The 19720-nt window shown below is 53.3% G+C and carries 15 protein-coding genes; 3 read left to right on the forward strand and 12 right to left on the reverse strand.

Annotated features, from left to right (window positions below; all coding sequences use genetic code 11):
• Positions 1 to 12: 12 nt before the first annotated feature.
• The 4 genes from rpmE to ACZ481_RS21285 all read right to left on the reverse strand — a co-directional run bounded on the left by rpmE (position 13) and on the right by ACZ481_RS21285 (position 4061).
• Complete coding sequence (gene rpmE / locus ACZ481_RS21270) at positions 13 to 222, reverse strand: 50S ribosomal protein L31 (RefSeq protein WP_464767334.1); 210 nt, start codon at positions 220 to 222, stop codon at positions 13 to 15.
• Positions 223 to 413: 191 nt separating this feature from the next.
• Entirely contained in the window at positions 414 to 2495 is a 2082-nt protein-coding gene (locus ACZ481_RS21275; protein WP_464767335.1) for a diguanylate cyclase, read from the reverse strand.
• 54 nt (positions 2496 to 2549) lie between these two features.
• Complete coding sequence (locus ACZ481_RS21280) at positions 2550 to 3182, reverse strand: LysE/ArgO family amino acid transporter (RefSeq protein ID WP_464767336.1); 633 nt, start codon at positions 3180 to 3182, stop codon at positions 2550 to 2552.
• A gap of 57 nt (positions 3183 to 3239) precedes the next feature.
• Entirely contained in the window at positions 3240 to 4061 is an 822-nt protein-coding gene (locus tag ACZ481_RS21285; RefSeq protein WP_464767337.1) for a carbon-nitrogen hydrolase family protein, read from the reverse strand.
• Positions 4062 to 4222: 161 nt separating this feature from the next.
• Here ACZ481_RS21285 and ACZ481_RS21290 point away from each other — a divergent pair, with 161 nt between their 5' ends.
• Positions 4223 to 5341, forward strand: coding sequence for an HD-GYP domain-containing protein (locus ACZ481_RS21290; protein ID WP_464767338.1), 1119 nt, complete (start codon positions 4223 to 4225; stop codon positions 5339 to 5341).
• Here the strand turns inward: ACZ481_RS21290 and ACZ481_RS21295 are convergent.
• The 6 genes from ACZ481_RS21295 to ACZ481_RS21320 form a co-directional block, all read right to left on the reverse strand.
• The gene (locus ACZ481_RS21295) at positions 5322 to 6422 is read right to left on the reverse strand and encodes a PP2C family protein-serine/threonine phosphatase (RefSeq protein ID WP_464767339.1); all 1101 of its coding nucleotides are present in this window, start codon (positions 6420 to 6422) and stop codon (positions 5322 to 5324) included. The genes ACZ481_RS21290 and ACZ481_RS21295 overlap by 20 nt on opposite strands.
• Positions 6423 to 6626: 204 nt before the next feature.
• The gene (locus ACZ481_RS21300; protein ID WP_464767340.1) at positions 6627 to 7763 is read right to left on the reverse strand and encodes a protease complex subunit PrcB family protein; all 1137 of its coding nucleotides are present in this window, start codon (positions 7761 to 7763) and stop codon (positions 6627 to 6629) included.
• A 126-nt stretch (positions 7764 to 7889) separates the two neighbouring features.
• Positions 7890 to 8795: a hypothetical protein gene (locus ACZ481_RS21305; RefSeq protein ID WP_464767341.1), complete on the reverse strand. Its 906-nt coding sequence runs from the start codon at positions 8793 to 8795 to the stop codon at positions 7890 to 7892.
• Positions 8773 to 9366 (reverse strand): RNA polymerase sigma factor, encoded by a 594-nt coding sequence (locus ACZ481_RS21310; RefSeq protein ID WP_464767342.1) that lies wholly within the window; start codon positions 9364 to 9366, stop codon positions 8773 to 8775. Before ACZ481_RS21310 ends, ACZ481_RS21305 begins: the two co-directional genes overlap by 23 nt.
• Positions 9367 to 9601: 235 nt before the next feature.
• Complete coding sequence (locus ACZ481_RS21315; RefSeq protein WP_464767343.1) at positions 9602 to 11227, reverse strand: hypothetical protein; 1626 nt, start codon at positions 11225 to 11227, stop codon at positions 9602 to 9604.
• A complete protein-coding gene (locus ACZ481_RS21320; protein ID WP_464767344.1) occupies positions 11220 to 12395 on the reverse strand; it encodes an MFS transporter in 1176 nt (391 codons plus the stop codon). The genes ACZ481_RS21315 and ACZ481_RS21320 overlap by 8 nt, the downstream gene beginning before the upstream one ends.
• Before the next feature lie 163 nt (positions 12396 to 12558).
• Between ACZ481_RS21320 and ACZ481_RS21325 the strand changes: the two genes are divergently transcribed.
• Positions 12559 to 12849 carry a hypothetical protein gene (locus ACZ481_RS21325; protein ID WP_464767345.1) on the forward strand — a complete coding sequence of 97 codons (291 nt, stop codon included), beginning with the start codon at positions 12559 to 12561 and terminating at the stop codon, positions 12847 to 12849.
• Positions 12850 to 12937: 88 nt separating this feature from the next.
• On the opposite strand, the gene ACZ481_RS21330 is transcribed toward ACZ481_RS21325, so the two are convergent.
• Both ACZ481_RS21330 and ACZ481_RS21335 read right to left on the reverse strand, forming a co-directional pair.
• A complete protein-coding gene (locus ACZ481_RS21330) occupies positions 12938 to 15871 on the reverse strand; it encodes an insulinase family protein (protein WP_464767346.1) in 2934 nt (977 codons plus the stop codon).
• 335 nt (positions 15872 to 16206) lie between these two features.
• Positions 16207 to 17445 (reverse strand): Glu/Leu/Phe/Val family dehydrogenase, encoded by a 1239-nt coding sequence (locus tag ACZ481_RS21335; protein WP_464767347.1) that lies wholly within the window; start codon positions 17443 to 17445, stop codon positions 16207 to 16209.
• 316 nt (positions 17446 to 17761) lie between these two features.
• Between ACZ481_RS21335 and ACZ481_RS21340 the strand changes: the two genes are divergently transcribed.
• Positions 17762 to 19627 (forward strand): sigma 54-interacting transcriptional regulator, encoded by a 1866-nt coding sequence (locus tag ACZ481_RS21340; RefSeq protein WP_464767348.1) that lies wholly within the window; start codon positions 17762 to 17764, stop codon positions 19625 to 19627.
• Positions 19628 to 19720 lie beyond the last annotated feature (93 nt).

Consider the following 19720-nt stretch of genomic DNA (forward strand, 5'->3'; position numbering starts at 1 on the left):
GCCAAGCCGCACTTATTCCTGGGCATTGCTGCCATAACGCTTGTTGAATCTTTCTACCCGGCCGCCGGCAGCCACCTGACGCTGTTGACCGGTATAGAACGGATGGCACTTGGAGCAAACATCTACACGCAGTTCTTTTTTTACCGAACCGGTTACGAATGTATTGCCACAGCCGCAAACTACCTTGGCTTCATTAAAATTAGGATGAATTTTTTCTTGCATGTCTTGCACCTCACTTTTTACAGCCACTTAATTTATCCGCTAGCTGTTTGTCATGCCGGAAAAGGCACAACCGGACAAGCTCTTTGGATAGGTTCAACTACGCCTCGCCGGGCCGGTTAAGCGCCGTGGAGGTAAGTTTCACTTTATGCGTAGTAATTATAGCATATCAGGCAAAGAAAGCGCAAGTTCTCTTACGGCAACTTTGCCAATATCGCAATAAATACTTTGGTTAACTCAGGATCAAACTGGCTACCGGCATTTTTCCTGATTTCCGCGATAGCTGCGGCCGGCGCCACAGGCAGCCGGTAGGGCCGTTGATTTGTCATCGCATCATAGGCATCGGCCAAAGCCAGAATACGGCATTCAATAGGAATCTCTTCCGCTTTAAGCCCCAGCGGATAACCGGTGCCGTTCCACCATTCATGATGTTTCAGCACCCAGTCGGCAATAAAGACCAGGTCCGGCGCCGACCGGGCAATCCGGTAGCCGATTTCCGAGTGGCTGCGCATGACGGCGGTTTCTTCGGCCGTCAGCCGGCCGGCTTTAAATAAAATGCCGTCAGGAATGCCGACCTTACCGATATCATGAAATTGGGCAAACAGTTGCAATTCCGCCAGCCTGTTCTCGGAAAACCCGATCTCCGTTCCCAGCAAGTGCACTAAATCCTGCATGCGGGCAGCATGGCCGTCAGTGATAAAATCCCGCACCTCCAGCGCCTTTTTCAAGGTCTGCACGATAGCGCTGCGCGTACTGCGGTTATGAAGCAGCTTATCGCGATACATATAGTTGTCCGCTTCTTTCAGCAGTTCGCCGGCATCATTAGACTGCTCCGTGCCTGTCGCATAACCAATTGACATGCTGAGCGTCAATCCCGGCGTCGCGTGATTGGCACTGCCCACAGCCTCTTTTATCGCCTTGCACAGCCGGGCCACATCCCTAGCCGGGTAATTCACAAGCAGGACGGCAAACTCATCCCCGCCAAATCTGGCGATAATGGCATCAGGCGGACAGGTTGCCCGCAAGACCTCAGCCGCCTTGCGCAGGAGGGCGTCACCGCTGCTATGGCCCAGGGTGTCATTAATCAGCTTAAGACCGTCAACATCAGCCGCCAGCACCTGCACCGTGGCGGACGAATCGTTGGCCCTGTCGATACATTCCTCAAAATAAGCGCGATTATAAAGGCCGGTCAGGGTATCATGGCGGCCGACGTACCTGAGCCTGGACTGGGCCTCTTCCAGTGAGACCAGCATATTGTTGATATTAGCCGCGAGCTCGGTTAATTCGTCCCGGCCGACTACCGGCAGCCTGATTGCCAGATCTTTGCTGGTGGTAATCTTTTCAACAATACTGTTTAGCTTAGTCAGCCGGCTAAGTACATTCCATTCTATCAGCATAAGCATGACAATACCAAAAACCAGACCGGCAGCCAGCAGCATACCGATAAAGTAATTAAGCGTCTGCTGTCCCTGCTGCGAAATTTCCCTTGCCGCCAAAACCCGCAGCAGCAGCGCCGGCTGGCCGTATAAGTCAGACAGGACTGTATAACCTGCCATGTAGGTATCGTCAATTGGCTTAACATATATTTGATCATGATAAGACAAGTAGTCCTGCGCGGAAATAAAATCCGGCGACAGATTATCACCATCCCAGACGGCAAAATCAATCGGCAGCTGAATGCGTTCCGATATTTTCTCCTTTTCCCCCGCGGTCACATAGCGGCCAATAAGCAGTACACCCCGGGCCGGAGCACTGCCGGCACTGTTGGAAACCAGCCCGGCGGCAACCAGCATCTGCCCTGCCGGCAAACGCAGCAGGCCTTTGCAGATACCGGCGGCAGCGGCGCTAGGGGCAACGGGTTTAACAGCCGCAAGTTTTGCCGCCATTGCCGCGGTTAACGGCAATTCCTCCCCTTTATCCCAGTCAAAGGCCCGGGCATAAATAATGCGCCCCGTCAGGTCGGTATACATAACCACATTAAGCTGCTGGGCTATAAATGTTTGCTCCACAAAGTTGGCCTTAATAAATTCCTGACTGCCGGTTTCAATAAAATGATAACTATCATCCCATTGCGACCAATCTGTGACCAAACTTGCTAAAGAAGCAGCTTCATTTTCTATCCCTTTGATCGCCCGCTGTACATTGCGTTCAGTATCGCTTTTCTCCAACTGGCGGAAACCATTGACTAAAATCGTATCAGCGGTAAGAAATATACTGAACAGCAGCAAAAACAGCGTTAATCCAATAATAATGATGCTTTTTTCCCGTAGTGGCACCCTTGTTACCGCCTTTTGCTTCCTATTATAACGGCCATGTCCGTTCCGTAGTATTTAGGGCAAACCGGCCTGATATTCGCCAATCATGCCGCCGGCCAGATAGAGGGCCGCCCCCCAGATAAAAACGGCGGAAAGCTTGCCGATAAACCCCAGCAGCTTACCGGTACTGTCTACATTGCCCATCAGCCTGCCGGCAACAGCCAGCGCGAAAAACCATAGCCAGGAAACGGCAATACAGGCCGCGGTAAACACAGCTTTGTCGCTGCCGCTATAGGTCAAGGAACTTGTCCCGATGACCCCGATGGTGTCCAGGATGGCGTGAGGGTTTAAGAGCGATACCGATGCGGCAAACATAACCTGCCTGGCAGGCGGCATCCCTGTGCTGCCTGCCGTCTGCTTGCTGCCAGGCTGGCTATGCCAGGAAACCCAGCCCATGTAGATTAAAAAAACTATACCTGTACCGATCAGCAGCAGCTTAAGCCAGGCAAAACTCAGGATCACCAGCGACACCCCGAGCACAGCCGCCAGAATAAGCAATGTATCACAGGCCCCTGCGGTCAAAACAGCAGGCAGTGCCTGCCACAGCGTGGTTTGCAGGGCACCTTGCGTAAAAATAAACAGGTTTTGCACCCCCAGCGGTAAAATGAGGCCGAACGCCAGGATCATGCCATGAATAAACGGTTCCATTTTTCTCTCCTCTGCGACTAGTACCTCGCTTTTAAGGGAGATGAGGTACTCGCCCCATCAGTCTCTATATAATTCCGGCCGCCGGTGCTTGAGCAGGGGCAGCTCATCCCGTACTTTTTCTGTTGTTCTGAAATCAATCCTGCCTGTAATCAGGGATTCCACCTCACTGGCCACCGCCAGTACCCGGGCCCAGGGGTCCACAAGCATGGAATGGCCATGCGCCTCATAATCAGCGGCGGCATTCAGTGCCGGCGCGGCCGCAACCACATATACCTGATTATCAACAGCCCGGGCCCGCATCAACAATTCCCAGTGGGCCGGGCCGGTGACCGGACCAAAAGCAGCCGGGTAAATTAAAATCTGGGCCCCTTGCAAGGTCATGGCCCGGGCCAGCTCGGGAAAACGGACATCGTAACAGATCGCTACGCCAATCGTCCCCAGTGAGGTTTTGACAACCGTCATAGTGCTGCCTGCGGTCAGCGTCCTTGATTCCTGAAACATCGTGCCGCCTTTAATAGCCACATCAAATAAATGGATTTTACGGTGGCGGCCAATCAGCCCCCCGCTTTCATCAAAGATAAAGCAGGTATTGTAAATATTGCCGGCCTCATCCCGCTCGGGGATGGAACCGCCTACTACAATCACCTGATATTTGGCAGCACATTCGGCCAACATGGCGATGGTTGGTCCAGTGGAATAGCTTTCTGCATACTCCGGAAACAGCTCGGACTGATAAGGACAGTTAAACATCTCCGGCAAAACCACCAGCCGGCTGCCCCGGGCCGTTGCTTCACCAATCATTTGCCGCGCCCTGTCAATGTTCACCAGCTTATCGGGTATAACCCCCATTTGACATATACCTACCGTAAATACCGACATTAATATATCCCTCCATTGTCTGATGTCTGATATTACCAAGCAAAATAGTATGTTTTTTTAAGAATCAAGATCCTTCCCTGAAGGATTTATTCCCCTAGGCTGTCGAATAACATAGCCTGGCAAATAAATAACTTACATTATAGGGAGGCTCCTTCACATTCATGCAAAAAGTTGCCATACATAGTTTACAGCCTGGCATGGTCATCGCCCGCAACGTTTTCAGTACTGAAGGCGTACTGCTCCTAGGCTCCGGGACAGAATTAAACAATTCCCAGATCGAGCGCTTACGTCATTTTGGTCTGGCAAGCTTATATATAAAAAACCCGTTTACTGATCAGATGGTCGATTCCGACCTTATCGATACGATCCCTGAAGTTGTTCGCGAAGAGACACGGGTTCAAGCGGTGCAGGCGGTGCAGGCGGCTTTTCAAAATATCGCCAGCACGCGCCGGATTGATACCAGGGAGTTTAAAGAAACTGCAGCCTTCCTTACCGATGAGGTGATTAAAAACAGAGGGGCCATGATTCATCTTACCGATATCCGGTCCCGTGACGGCTATACCTTCGGCCACTCGGTAAATGTTTGCGTTTTGTCAACCCTTACCGGTGTCAAGCTGGGCTATACTCTGCCGCAGCTCAGAGAGCTCGCCCTGGGGGCTTTGCTCCATGACACCGGCAAAATGCTGATCCCCAAGGAAATCCTGGTCAAACCGGGTCCCCTTACCGGCGAAGAAAGAAAAATTATGGAACAGCATCCTGACCATGGCTTTGATATTCTCCGCCGCCAAAGCGAGATCCCCCTTATCTCCTCCCATGTCGCCCTGCAGCATCACGAAAAATTTGACGGTACCGGCTACACCCGCCATATGGGCGGTGTAACGATACATCAATATGCCCGCATCGTCGCCATTGCTGATGTTTATGATGCGATTACCTCGGACAGGCCCTATAAAGAGGGCACACTGCCCCACGAAGCCTATGAGATCATGATGTCACTGGCCAATACCCATTTCGATCCCGTCATTCTCAGAACCTTCCTGAGCCAAATCGCCATCTATCCCCTGGACAGCGTCGTCCGGCTCAATACCGGTGAAATTGCCCTGGTAATCAAAGTAATCGCCGGGTTGCAAACCCGCCCTGTTTTAAAAGTCATTGTTGATGCCGAAGGGCGCAGGCAATCCGATGGCGCTGAGATAGATTTAACCAAGCATTTGACTACTTTTATTGATAAAATCTTTACGCCGGCGGAAATACTCAGCCTTAATGCGCATTTAACTTAATAAACAAGCCGGAGGCATCATCCCAGCGCTTGCTGGTTTTTATCAATAGATTAAACCAGTCCACGGCCGCCGCGAAATCCCGCAGATCAAGGTCTGCCGGCAGGCCATTGACCTCCACCAGATCCAATATGCCGTCAGTCACAAAGTAGATCGTATCACCGGCCTGCACCGGCATTTGCAGCTCGGTAATGTCAAGCTCCGGGACGATCCCCAGCAGTGAGCCGCCCGTTTTTATCAAGCCCTGGCGGGCGTTTGTGGCCGCAAAAAAACCCGTAATACCGGTTGGCACCAAAGTAAGCAGCTGTTTTTCAAAATCAAGTTCAAAACACAGCATGGCCGCAAAGGTTTCTTCCGTAAAGTAACGCATGACGGTCTGGTTTATCCAGCGGACTTTATCAACAAGCGGCACCTCCATTAAATAAGTTTCCTGCATAAGCACATTCAGGGCCGAGGTCTGCAGCGCAGTTCCCAGACCGTGGCCGGCTACATCAATCACATAACCTGACAGGATTTGACCGCCCTTAATAAAGGCGTAATGAAAAAAATCACCACTAACCAGATGGTGGGGTTCAAAGATTGTCCGCACACTCACCGGGCCGGCATCAAGATCAGCGGGCAACAGGCTGCGCTGCACCTGACCGGCTGTCTTTATATCCTTTTTTAAGGCCTCCTGCAAACGTACATATTCGGTAATATCCCGGAAAGTGGCGACAATAACCTGCTGACCGCTGTAACTGATCTGGGTTGCCGAAAACTCAACCGTAATTCCCTGCCCGTCTTTGCGCCGGAACGCCTGCTGCCGGCGGCTCCCGCCAGCCGCCAGCGCCTCTTCCAGATCGGCCACAATATCGGCCGAAATGGCCAGATCAGTAATATGAAGCCAAACTACCTCAGCCTCTTCAAATCCCATAATATGCTTGAACCGGTCGTTAGCTTCCTGAATGCGCCAGTTCTCGGCATCCAAGACAATGATCCCGTCACTTGACTGCCGCAACAGCGCGCGGTAGCGCTCATTCCTGGCGTTAAGCACCTCAGCCTGGCGGACCTTTTCCTGCATTTGCTGCTCGACCTGTCTGGCCATATGGCAATTCTGCCTGTATAACCAAGCAGAAATCATACATAGTATTAACAAAAATACCAATAACAAATTGATCCCGTCCATGGATTACCTCCGTCTGATTAACAACTGTTTTTTTATTATATAATATTTTCCTGCCTGAGAAAACAACATAGTTACCATAAATAAAAATGAGATTGCGGCAAACAGGCCGCAATCTCATTTTTTCTACCGATAGCTGATTGTTAATTTATTTTTACTCAACACCTTGCCGTTCTGGTCAACAAACGTAATATCCATACCGCCACGGCTGGAGAAGATCTCTTTATCAAGTACGATATAGTCGGCCGGCTGGGTCAGCGCCATGGTTACGGCTGAACCGCGGCCCGGGCTTTGGGTGCGGACAGTCACCGTCATCTTGCTGCCGTTCACAACCACTTTTTCGATGCCGATACCGTAACCCCCTGACGGAGCTGTGCCCAGGTAGGCAAACAATACGACTTTTTTATCATAATTGATATTTTTTATTTTGCTCAGAACCTGTTCGGGAATCCGCTTATCCTGCTTAAGCTGATAATTATAATCGACAACAGTGGCAAAAGCCATGTCCTTCAGATAGCTCCCTCTCTGCCAGCGCCAGCCCTCATATTTAGTTGTGGAAAACAAGGTTTTGCCGGCAGTTTCAGCCGGGGGAACCGGTTTATACTGACCAAGGACCTTATAGGTTGTCCAGATGGCGTCACCGCCCCCAAACGGCTTAACCAAAATCATGGTATAGTCTTTGCCAGCGTGAGTTACTTTGACGTGTATCTCGCCATGGCGGGCCAAATTGCTTTGTGCCAGCCGTTTCACAATGGTAAAGGTATCCTTGTCGGTGAAACCATACTGTTTTCCTTCCCGCCGCGCCACTTGCAGGGGGTCAAGGCGCCAGCGCTCGTAACCGGCATCGACATTTTGCTGCCACTTAATGACTTTGGCATAATCAAGGTTTTCCACCCCCGGCCCCACGTCAATCCGGCCGGAACCGGCGGCAACACGGCCTGGCAGTTTTACCGAAACCTTAGCAAGACTGTCCACCAGCTCCTGCACCGCAGTCTCCTTCAGGGTAACAGCCGGCATATCCTCCGTCATGGCCGGCAATAACCGCACTTCTGACTGACTCACAGCAGCGGAAGCGGTCTCCGGCCCTTTGGCAGCTGCCGCCCCGGGGAAAGCAGCCAGCAGCATGACTCCCAGACCGGTAACCGTGGCAATACCTTTTATCTGCTTCTTATTAAAATTCATATTTCTAAACCCTTTCTGTTGATTAATTACTGCAAATGACTCATTGGCCAACTCACCTAAATAAACGCCCCGGTTAAACAAAGGTAACGCCCCCTGCCCACAGCAAAGTTTTCCACCAACGCCCGAGCGACTCAGGGGGACGGTTCTTCTGAGTCATTTTTGCCAATAAAAAATGACTCAAGAGAACCGTCCCCTTGAGTCACTGTTTTAATTGGCGATACTTACCTGGGTGAGGGTTTTGGCCAGGCTCAGGAGCTCGGCCTCAGTGGCGGCGCCCTCCAGGGTTACTTCGATGTTGCCAATGGTTACGGTTACTTTGTTGCGGCCAGGCGGTTTGATCTCTACCGATTCGTTGGGAACAGGGGCCGCCATTTTCATCTGCATCTCCGGGGGTCTGGGAGCAGTCCGGAGGCTGCGCTGAGTTTTTGGGCCCTGGGTAATGATAATCTCAGCCGGCGATCCCTGGTGATAAACCTGGCGGATTGTTTTCGTGACCGCATCAATGGTAACAAGATCGGCTTTCCGCTCTGCCAAGGCCAGCATAGTGCCGCTGGCTGCCGGCACCGGCGACTGGGGCGGCATCAGGGCCACCTGGGGCGGTTCATCTGCGGCCGGAGCAACCTCAGCGGCTTCGGGCTGGCCGGCCGGGGGTTCCGGTACTGCCGGCAAAGCCGGGGTCCGGGTCTCAGCCGGCGGGGTGATTAAATCTGGTGGCGGCTGGGTAATGGACGGCGCCGGCGGTGGTTCCGTCTCGGCTGCCGGCGGCATCGTCCTGGCCAGTTGCTGCTCCGGGGTAACCGGCGGCATAACCTGCAGCAAAACCACCAAGACAACAGCAGCAACGGCACTTGTCACGCTGGCAAACCCCCAGGCCAGGCTGCGCTTGCGTTTTTCCCGGGCAATGGTGGTGGCTGCCTGGTCTACCAGGTGGTCAAGCACTGCCGGCGGTGGTGCTGTAACTGTGGAAGCCTGCTTAACCAGACGGGCAGCATGGAGCAGTTCTGTTAGTTCGTCGTCCTGGCTCTCATCAGGCGCCATGCCCCGGTTAAGGGCATCAATGGCGGCTGACAGGGCTTCGGCCTGACTTTTTTCAAATTTGGTATTGTCCTGCACCGGCTTCACCTCCAGTTATGCCCTGCTCGGCAAATAATTCTTTCAGTTTTTTTAACGCCCGCTGCTGCAGCATTTTTACCGCTGCGCCGCTTTTGCCCATAATCCGGGCAGCATCAGCCACTGCCAGCCCCCGGACAATGCGCAGCTCAATAACCTGCCGCTGTTCATCAGGCAAGCGGGCCAGCAGACAGAGTACCGCTTCCCGGCGCTCGGTGTTAAGTACAGCCTCTTCCGGGCGGGAATCAGGATCAATAATCGGTTCATGATAATCGGCAATATCCACAGTCTGAGGGGAACGACCGCGCCGGCGGTAAAAGTCAATGATAAGATTAAGCGCAATACGCGACAAATAGGTTTTAAAAGTGGCATTTGTTTCTTTGTAGCGCGGCAGCGCTGCCAGGGCGCGCAGGAAAGTGTCCTGGGCAATTTCCTGGGCATCGTCCGGATTACTGGTTTTGGCCAGAGCCAGCCGGTAAATAGCAGGCCAATGGCCGGAAACCAAAGCATTAAGCGCGGCCCGGTCGCCTTCCCGGGCCTTGGCAATTATGAGATTTTCATTCTCTGACACCATTGTCACCACTTTTCAGGCTTACATATACTTTAACGTCACAGCAGCCAATAAGTAACGCCGCCAGTTATGTACCTTATAGTATTTTACCCCATTAGAATTTATTAAAATGCAAAGCTGTATTCTAAGGGAGAAGAAAAATCTATACCCTAAAGGGCACAGGCCGCTTTGCCGGCGTCCTGCAGGACCGGGTCCAAGCCAGGTTTTTCCAAAGAATGAGCGAAAAATTGTGAGATGATTATTTAACCAGAAATTCCCCCAGGGTAAGCGGCAGCTCGCCCAGCTTCGCTTTCACCTCGCCGGCAACAGCGGCAAACCCGTCAGCCGCTGCCGGATCGGCAAACCGGACCTTGACATCTACGGTGTGGCCGTCATATAAGCGGAACGAGGTCTCCACCACACCGATGTTCTCTGTTTCCAGACTAAGCCTGAGCCAGGTTTCGATCTCTGTCTGGGCCGGATTATTTTTGTCTTGCTGCTCCTGCTGGTAAATATGGATATGGGCCGGATACGCTGTCTGGCCATCACCGAAATAAAGCGAAGTGGTAAAGGTTAACAGGCTCTGCTGCTCCTGGCGTTCGGCGACAACACCACCCGGCTTGGGCATTGTCTCCGCCAAATTTCTGATAATATTAGCGGCAGACTTCAATTCCTGGGGATTTTTTCCCGGCCAGGCAGCAGCGGCCTCAGCCGGATTTGCCGGGGTATTAGGCACAGCTTTGGCAGCAGCGGACCGCTCCGCCGGGCCGGATGACTCGGCCGCCTGCTCCAGGGCGGCGGCAAACAGGATCAGTTTTTCCGCCAAGGGTCGGGCGGATTTGATAAAAGCCGCCAGGGGTGCCGGCAGGTCCGCCAGACCGGGCCGGGTTTGCAGATCCGGGCGGGCCGGCGGGTTCGGCAGGGCTTGCTGGCCTGGTTTTCCGGGCTGGGCCGGCGGGGCCTGGCGCAGCAGGGTTTGAATAAACTCCCTGATCTCCGGCCGCAGGTTTTTCGCTAGTTCCGGCCGGCTTAACTCCGTCTTCGCCAAATCAGCGGCATCAGCCTGCGCCCCTGCTCCTTCAGGCCCCGGCCGCAGGGGCATTGGCGCCATATCTTTTCCCTGCCTGGCCTGGCCGGGCAGGGGAATAACCGCCGGTTTGCCGGGCGCAGCCGTATTGTCCTGGCGCTCCGGCCTGGCCGGGGTCTTCGCCGGCGTTTCCGGCTCAGGGGACTCGCCCGGGGGCGGAGCCGGTACTGCCGCTCCCGCTCCGGCCTTGGCAGCCGGACTGCCGGGCTGGGCAGCCGCGGCCGGAGCCGCTGCTTGCCCGGCGGGGGCTTGTTCCGGCTGCGGCAAAACGGTGGTGGCAAGCTCCCGCACGGCCCGGGCCGCGGCTTTAAGCTCGCCCGGGGCTAGCTGCCGCCAGGTCCGGGTAAACTCAGTCAGCGCCGCCTGGGCTTTGCCGGCCGGTGTCCCGGCCGGCGCGGTCCCGGTTTCGCCTGCTGCCATTTGCTCCAGCGCCGCCGCCAGGGCCAGCAGTTTATCCGCAGCGGTTCGCGGCGACCGCAGCAGGGCGGCCGCCCCGGCCGGCAATGCCGTTGCCGCCGACTGGGTCTGCTTCAGTATATTTTTGACAAGCTCCTGGATTTCAGGGGCCAGACTGTCAACAAGCGCCGTGCGGCCGGCCAGGGTTTTGCCAAGCTCAGTCAGCCCCGTAGCCGTAAAGCTTGCCAGCGCCAGGAGCAAGGCCGGCGTAGCAGCCGGTTGCGGACTGGCGCTGTTCCGGGAAACAGCCCCGGCCGGCTGCTGATTTACTGCCTGACCGGCGGCTGCGTCCAGCTTAACCGGCATTGCCGGCGCGGGATTATTGCTATTAATATTATTCATATGTAACTACACCTGCCTTCCTCATTCCCACAATAAACACGGCAATACTGACAACAGCTACCAGTGCGCTGCCGTAAAACATAGCCGTATAGCCGAATATTTCACCGGCAACCCCCAAAATAACCGAACCGGCAGTTATGCCCAGGTCCATAAAGGCGGTAAAAAAACCCAGGGCCGCCCCTCTGTCCCGGGGCGGTGTATAATCAACAACCAGCGCGTTAAGGGTTGGCATAAAGGCGCCAAAGCCGAAACCGTATGCCAGGGCGGTAATAAGCAGCATCTCCCTGCTGCTTAGCTGGGCCAGCAGACAAACGGCCCCCACAACCAGCGCCATGCAGGGCAGAATAACGCGCTGCCGGCCAATCCGGTCAGACAGCTTGCCGATAATTATCCGGCTGGCAATTGTACTGGCCGCAAAGGCGGTAAAAAAAATGCCAATATCATCGATTCCCCGCTGCGGCGCAAATAATGGCAAAAAGGCAATAATGACCCCATATGTGGTCGCGCCGCCAAACAAGGCCAGGGCCGGCATCAGCACCTCACACCGCTTGCCGACAGTGATAAAGTCACTTCCCGGCCGGCTGCCGGCAGGGGCAGCCGCCAGCTCCCTAACCGGCAGGATGCAGAGAAAAGCCATCCCCGCCACCGCCGCCGACAAAGCAAATAAATAATGAAAATCACCGGTCCGGCCGATAACCGCCGTACCCCAGGCCGGGAACAAAGCCATGGCCAGGACATTGGCCGTCCCATAAACCCCCATCGCCTCGCCCCGCCGCGCCGGCGGCGCCAAATCGGCAATATAGGCGGCAGCGGCAGCCAGAAAGGCGGCATGGGCCAGGCCATGAAAAACACGCAGCAAATATAAGGGGTAAACAGCCTCAATCAGGCCATAAAGCATAAATAACAGCGTAAAGCAGCCCGCACCGGTCAGCATGATTTTTTTCCGCCCCCGCTGGTCGGCGAGCTGGCCGAAATAGGGTCTGACCACTACAGCGGCCATGGTATACAGGCCGGTAACCAGCCCAACCTGCGCCGCCGTCCCGCCCAGGCTGTCAACATACTGCGGCAGAATCGGCAGCAGCAGATAAAAACTGCCAAAATAGAAAAAATTCGCCAGGCAACTAAGAGTAAAGTTTCTGGACCAAAGTACACTGTCCTGAGGATTCATAACCTACCTCCTTGCAGCATTACCTATATATTTGGCTTGCTTGGCCCCGGTTCCTGCCGGCCGGTTTATTTTTAGACTGTTTTTTACTTAATGGTTTAACATAAGCACACAAATAGTTGCGTGGCGACATAAACTATAGTAAAAGCCATAAGGAGGCAACATAATGGCATCTTTCCAAAGTATGATAACAGGACGCAACTGCAAGCCAAATCCAGTGGTTCAGCTGGTGCCGAGCCAGTCGCTCACTGCCGGTTATTTTTTGTTACAGGTCGAGCCTGCCATTCGTCATGGAATCAGAGAGCTTGAAAGCACAAGTACGCGCCATGCTATGACCGAGTTAGCGCTTATAAGTTATTTAATGGGCATGGGTTTTGAATATCGGACAGCCAAAGTCATTGTGGAGTCCTGGGAAACTGACGACAGCCTGCTGGCGCAGGGGCTACTAAGCGAATAAAGAAAAAGACTGCCTGGCACCGCCCGCACTGCCCTTGGCATATACGCCTAACGCAGTGCGGTCTTGGTGCGGCAATCCTCTTTTCTAACTAATCAATTACCGTAACCAGCTGTCCGAATAACTCTTTATTGGCTTTAATTTTCTGTTCGCCTCCGAGTACGCACAGGTAGTTGGCTTTCATAACCGCATCAACCACCGCGGCCAATTTTCTAATATCGTCCTGCCTGGTCGCCAGTATTTCATCCCGCTCCTGCTGCAGGTCGGCCTGGCTGATATTCCTGATATAGGCGGCATCGGCCCGTTCACCCTTCATTTGCGGTGTCAGCGGTGTGTCCAGGGCACTCATCGTCCCAATAATATATTTGGTCATTTCCCGTTTGCTTACCTGGCTGGCCGTAAAGTTATTCAGATATTGAACAGTCTCGTCATAGACCCTGACGGTTTCAGCCAGATTAGGATCCCGGTACGAGCCAAACACGACGTTGCCACTCCGGTCAAACTGGGCAAAGGCGCCGTAGGCGCCGCCCTGAACCCGGATCCGGTTCCAGAGATAATCGTAGCGCAGAATTGTCTCCAGCACTTTCATGCTGCCATGATACGGATAACCGAGGCGGCGGAAATTGGCGCCTTTGGCAACATACTGCACCTTGCCTGAGGTAAGAAGCCCTTCGTTAAGGGCCTGGGCCTTGAAGCTGAATTTTACCGGTTTAAACTGCCGGGAACCCAGTTTTTCTTTGAGTACGCCAACGCTCTGCTTGAATTTTTCATAATCCTCCCGGGCGCAGGTGACCCCTGCCAGCAGGTTATCCTTATTAAAGATTGTTTGCGCCACAGACGCCAGGGTCCGGCCGATTTCATCCACCCGGTTTTCCAGATTGTCTTCCAGGGCGGCAATAAACTTATAATAGGTCAGCAAGCCGACCTCATTGTATTTGGCTACAGGCGATACATAGGATAACAGACGGCTGGCAACCACCTGCTGGCCGCGGCGGAACAGGGCCGTATCCCAGGCGGCCTTGGTTTCACGGATCAGTTCCTTGAGCCTGCCGCTGTCATTAAACAGGCTGCTGCCGGTTACATCGCCCAAAAGGCCAAACATCTCCGGCAGCTTGTTCACAAGGGCCTTGGCTTTAACCCGGAACATCGGCGTAAAGGTTTCATCATCGGCATTTTCGGAAAAAGCAAAAACGTCATAGGCGAAACCGCCGGTGTGAATATTGATCTCCTTGGCCAGTTCTGTATAGGGCAGCCTGGCCGTATCCACCTTGCCCAATAGATCGGCTAACAAAAACACATACGGCAGTTCCGCCTCGGCTACGGCGCCGATGTTGAAATAAAGGTTGACATAAGCTATCTGATTGGTAAAGTAAGGATGCAGCAGTACCGGTATTCCCTGTTCCTTTTGTTCAATGGTTACCAGTTCTTCCGCTTGGGGATCAATATCTTTCAGTTCCAGCAGCGGGATCGACTCCAGTGCCGCCGGCGAATCAGAGGTTTCCTGCCGTTCCTTTAAGGCCTTGGTTTGCTTGACAAGGGTATCCAGCTGGGCCGGGCTTAGGCTCTCTTTGTATTTGGCTAACTTTTGTTTTAACTCGGCCGACTTTTGGGCGCCAACCTCACAGCTGGGGGTTAAGGCCACAAGGGCCTGGTGGGTATTATTGAGAAGGCAGGTTTTGATCAGTTGTTCAAAATAGCCTTTTTTAGCCTGCTGCTTAATGGCAGCCAGCGCCGGTTCATACGCCAGATGGATCAGCGGATCCGCATCATACAGCCAGCTGTCAAGGCACTTCATATTATAGACAAGACCTTTAGGCCTGTTCCCATAATTTGCTTCCCGGAGATGGAATTCGAAAATATTGACCGACGACTCGACCAGCTTTTTATCAAGGCCTTCGTCAGCCAGTTTTGCCAGCGTGGCTCCAACGGCAGCCTTAAAGTCCTCAATCTGGCCGGGGTTTGCCCCGCTGACGCCAAAGGTCATCGTCGGCTGCAGGATGCTCTTGTTGTAGCTGCCGAATACCTCTTTGCCCAGCCCGGCATCGAGCAGCGCTTTTTTAAGCGGGGCCGCCGGTGTCTCCAGCAGGATATGCTCCAGCATCATCAGCCCCAGATAGCTTTCGGCGTCAGTGGCCTGCCCGGCGGCAATATTGAGGGTAATGTAAGTCTTATCCTTCGTCGACTCCTGCGGCGATACCGGATAATCCACCACTTTAACCACCGTTTCGGTAAAAGGCTTTTGCGGCGGAATCGCCGAATCAACCTTCACTGCCGTAAAATCCTTCAGATAAGCCTCATGCAGGAATGCAAGCTGATCGTCTAAATCGAGATCACCATACAGGAAGATGTAGCTGTTGGCCGGGTGGTAATACTTTTTATGAAAAGCAACAAACTGTTCCTGGGTAAGGTCGGTAATATATTCAGGGTCGCCGCCGGACTCCACGCCATAGGTCGTATCAGGAAACAGCGCCGCATAGATCTGGTGTTCCAGGATGGCGTCAGGCGAGGAAAATACGCCTTTCATTTCATTATACACAACGCCTTTATAAGTAAGCTCGGCCTTCTTGTCAGGCAGATCATAATGCCAGCCTTCCTGCATCAGGATGGCGGGCGTTTTCAGCATCTGGGGATAAAATACCGCATCCAGGTACACGTCCATCAGATTGCGGAAGTCTTTTTCGTTCCGGCTGGCAACAGGATACATCGTTTTATCGGGGAAGGTCATCGCATTAAGAAAGGTGTTAAGCGAACCTTTTACCAGCTCAACAAAGGGTTCTTTAATCGGAAATTTGCGTGAGCCGCACAGGACCGAGTGTTCAACAATATGGGGTACACCGGTTGAGTCTGCCGGTGGCGTACGGAAGGTAACGGAAAAAACCTTGTTATCATCATCATTGCCCAGATACAGCAGACGGGCGCCGCTTTGCTTATGCACAAACAATTTGGCATCAGAGTTGATCTCGGCTACGTGTTTGGCATCCATCAGCTTAAATCCGTGATAGGTCTGGCCAATATTAAAGGACATGCTTTTACCTCACTTTTATCGTTTTATTTTTTTTATCCTATGAATTGCCTTGCCAGGAGGTTAACTATTTTGCCTTTCGTCAGCATGGAACAGTTTTCCTGCAACCACAGGCCGCAATCGCTAATAATAGATTCTCCCGTTTGGCGATAATTAAGCAGATAATTATTATATAATTAGAAAAACTTGTCTTGTGCTAAGTCCTCCAGGACGCCGGCAGAAGCCAAAGATTTTTCTTATCCCTTAGATCACGGTCTTGAAATTTTATAAATTCTGATGGGGCAAAAAAATGCCGGCACTATGCCGACATTTTTTTTGCTCATGCTAAATTGTAGGTTTTAATACCAGCCCCGCAGTTTCATGGCCTCCGTCAGCCGCTCAAGGGCAACAATATAGGCAGCCACCCTGAGGGTGCAGTTATAGTTCCGGCTGGCTTCGTAGACCTTGGCAAAGGCCTCGACCATCATTTCTTCCTGACGGGCATGGACCTCTTTCTCCGTCCAGTAATAACGGTACAGATTCTGGACCCATTCAAAATAGCTGACCGTAACACCGCCGGCATTGGCCAGGACATCCGGGATAATCATAACCCCCCGTTGTTCCAGCAGAGCGTCGGCGGCCGGGGTTGTCGGCCCGTTGGCGCCTTCAGCAATGATTTTTGCCTGTATGCGGCCGGCATTCTCACTGGTAATCTGGTTTTCCAGGGCGCAGGGAGCCAATACGGTGACAGGCAGTTCCAGCAATTCGCCATTGCTGATGGTGCTGGTGCCGGGGAATCCAGCTACCGAATTATGCTCCTTCAGGTATTCCTCTACCGCATAGGGATTAAAGCCGTCCTCCTTATAAATTGCCCCCTGCACATCACTGACCGCCACAACTGTTACCCCAATATCGTACAGCAGTTTGGCCGTAAAGCTGCCCACATTGCCGAAGCCCTGCACCGCTGCCGTGGCTTGTCTGGCATCAATCCCCAGCTTTTTAAAGGCCTCCCGCACGGTAAACATAACCCCCCGGCCTGTAGCCGAGCCACGGCCGGCCGAGCCGCCGATCGTCTTCGGCTTGCCGGTAATCACGCCCGGGGCCAGACGTCCGTAGACTTTGCTGTATTCATCCATCATCCAGCCCATAATCCGCGAATCGGTATTCACGTCAGGGGCCGGAATATCTACATATTCACCAATGACTGGCGCTATTTTTTGAATATACCCCCGGGAAAGGCTCTCCAGTTCGCGCCGGGACAGGTTGCGGGGGTCAACCACAACGCCGCCCTTGCCGCCACCGTAGGGCAGATTTAAAATTGCGCTTTTGAAAGTCATCCAGAAACTCAGGGTCTTTACTTCATCCATCGTAACATGCTGGTGAAAACGAATCCCGCCTTTGGCCGGACCCAGGGCGGTATTATGCTGGGACCGGTAGCCGGTAAATATCTCAAGCCGGCCATCGTCCATAATTACCGGGATAGATACTTCGAGGGTCCGTTCCGGCTCAGCCAGCAGCTTAGCGGCAGCAGGATGGATCTTAATCAGGGCTGCTGCCTTGTCTAACGGGATCTTTGCCATTTCAAAAATGTTTTGCATCTTAACCTCCCGATATGTTTAAATATTCTCACTTTTATTATATTATTTGCCAATGCATTTTGTCTACGGAATACATAATACAAAAATAGCGCTCTATAAGTTAATTATTTCACTATGCATAAAAGTCTTTTCACTGTCATCAACTCATTACGACGGACATAATTATCCCTCATCAATTAATAGTAGTGTAAATTAATAGGGAAAATATGCATGCGCTAAAAATCGGGAAAGGATATTTTCCCCGCTCCCCGAAACATGTATAGGAAATCATTATTGGCTGTACAATTGGCAGCAATTTTTAAGAGGGTGAGCTTGATTGTCAGAAATTGTCCTCATTGCCCCTGACCGCGAGATTGTGGAGTTAGCAGAAAAACTGGGCTTACAGGGCAGGCAAATTTCCTATATTCCCGCCCGCCTGAACGAAGGGGTAACTGCGGCCAAAGCCGCAGTCAGCGCCGGCGCCAAAGTACTGATCACCAGGGGCATAACGTTTCACATGATTCTTAACGCCATTCCCAATGTTCCTGTAATTGAAATCCCCTACACCGGCTACGATATTCTCCGGTCCCGCCTGACAGCCGCCCGCCAGGGCGGCCGGCTGGTTTTGGCGGCGGATAAACAGGTGGCCGACGGCTTTGCCAGTATTGAGGAAATTCTGGAATTGCCGGCCAGCATGCAGGTGCATTTAGAGGACGGGGCAGATATTGATACAGCCATCTTAAGGGCCAGGGACCTCGGGGCAACAACCATTATCGGCAGCCGGGCCGTGGTGGAAGCAGCCGCGGCTTATGGCTTAACCGGCATAACGCTCGCCTCCGGCCGGGAAGGGCTGGAACAGGCCATCAGCCTGGCGGTCCAGCGCCTGTCAAACCAGCGGCTGGAGGAACAGGCCGCCCGCCAGCTGGAAACAATTATTAATTCGATTAATTACGGTGTCCTGGCCATAGATCATACCGGCGCCGTAACGGCCATGAATATTGAGGCGGCCCGGTTATTTAATCTGGCCAAGGACGGCTGGGCGGCAGCGGAAAGCTCTTTCATCCAAAGACTATGGGAGTGTATGGCGACCCGGGAACGTCAGATCGGGGTTGTGGAGCGCATTGGCCGGGACTGTACGATTGCGGTCAGCTTTCAGCCGGTTGTCGTCAGCGGCGAGGTGGCGGGCGCGGTGGCCACATTTCAGCTTATTGACCAGTTGCAGGAATTAGAACAAAAGACCCGGCAGGAGTTATCGCTCCATGGCCGGATAGCCCGGGCGTCTTTTCTTGATATTGAAACCCGCACGCCTGCGATGCACAAGGTGATTGAAGAAGCCAAACGCTTTGCCGGCTATAACAGCACCGTGCTGATCCTGGGAGAAACAGGCGCAGGCAAAGAATATTTTGCCCAGGCCATCCATCAGGCCAGCCCCCGCCGGAACGGACCGTTTGTGGCTGTCAACTGTGCGGCGATCCCGGAAACCATCCTGGAGAGCGAACTGTTCGGCCATGTGGAGGGCGCTTTTACCGGCGCCAAGAAGGGCGGCAAAACCGGGCTGTTTGAGCAGGCCCACGGGGGAACCATTTTCCTCGATGAGATTGGCGAAATGTCCGACTCGCTGCAGGCACGGTTATTGCGCGTCCTGCAGGAGCACCAGGTGTACCGGGTCGGTGACGACCGCGTTATCCCGGTTGATATCAGAGTCATAGCCGCCACGAACCGCAATCTGCAGGCCATGATGGCCGGGCAAAAATTCCGGGCTGATCTGTACTACCGGCTGGCGGTGCTGACAGTGAGCATCCCGCCGCTCAGGGCGCGTAAAGAGGATATCGGCTTATTCGTTCGCTCTTTTATTGCCAATTTCAATCAAAAATTCCATACCTCTGTCAAATATATAGAACCCCAGGGAATTGACCTGCTGGCCCAGTACGACTGGCCGGGCAATATCCGCGAACTGCACAATATAATCGAAAGGCTGGTGGTGCTGGCAACTGCACCGGTTATCACCAGAGAGGAGGTCTGGTCCTGCCTGAAAAGCCTCCTGCCGGACCCGGGCCAGCCTCCGGCCGATCTCAAAGATTTTGAGACACTGGCGATTCGCGAAGCCCTGGCCAAAACCGGGGGCAACCGGCAGCAGGCCGCCAGGCTGCTGGGGATTGGCCGCTCGACCCTGTGGCGAAAATTGCGGGACTTAGACGAATGATTCGAAAAGAAACAGTGGTTGTTTCATTATGAAACAACCACTGTTTCTTGGTATAGGGGAGCGGCCAAAATATGGGCTTTTAATATTTGGCAC

This window comes from Sporomusa intestinalis (genome assembly GCF_055383785.1).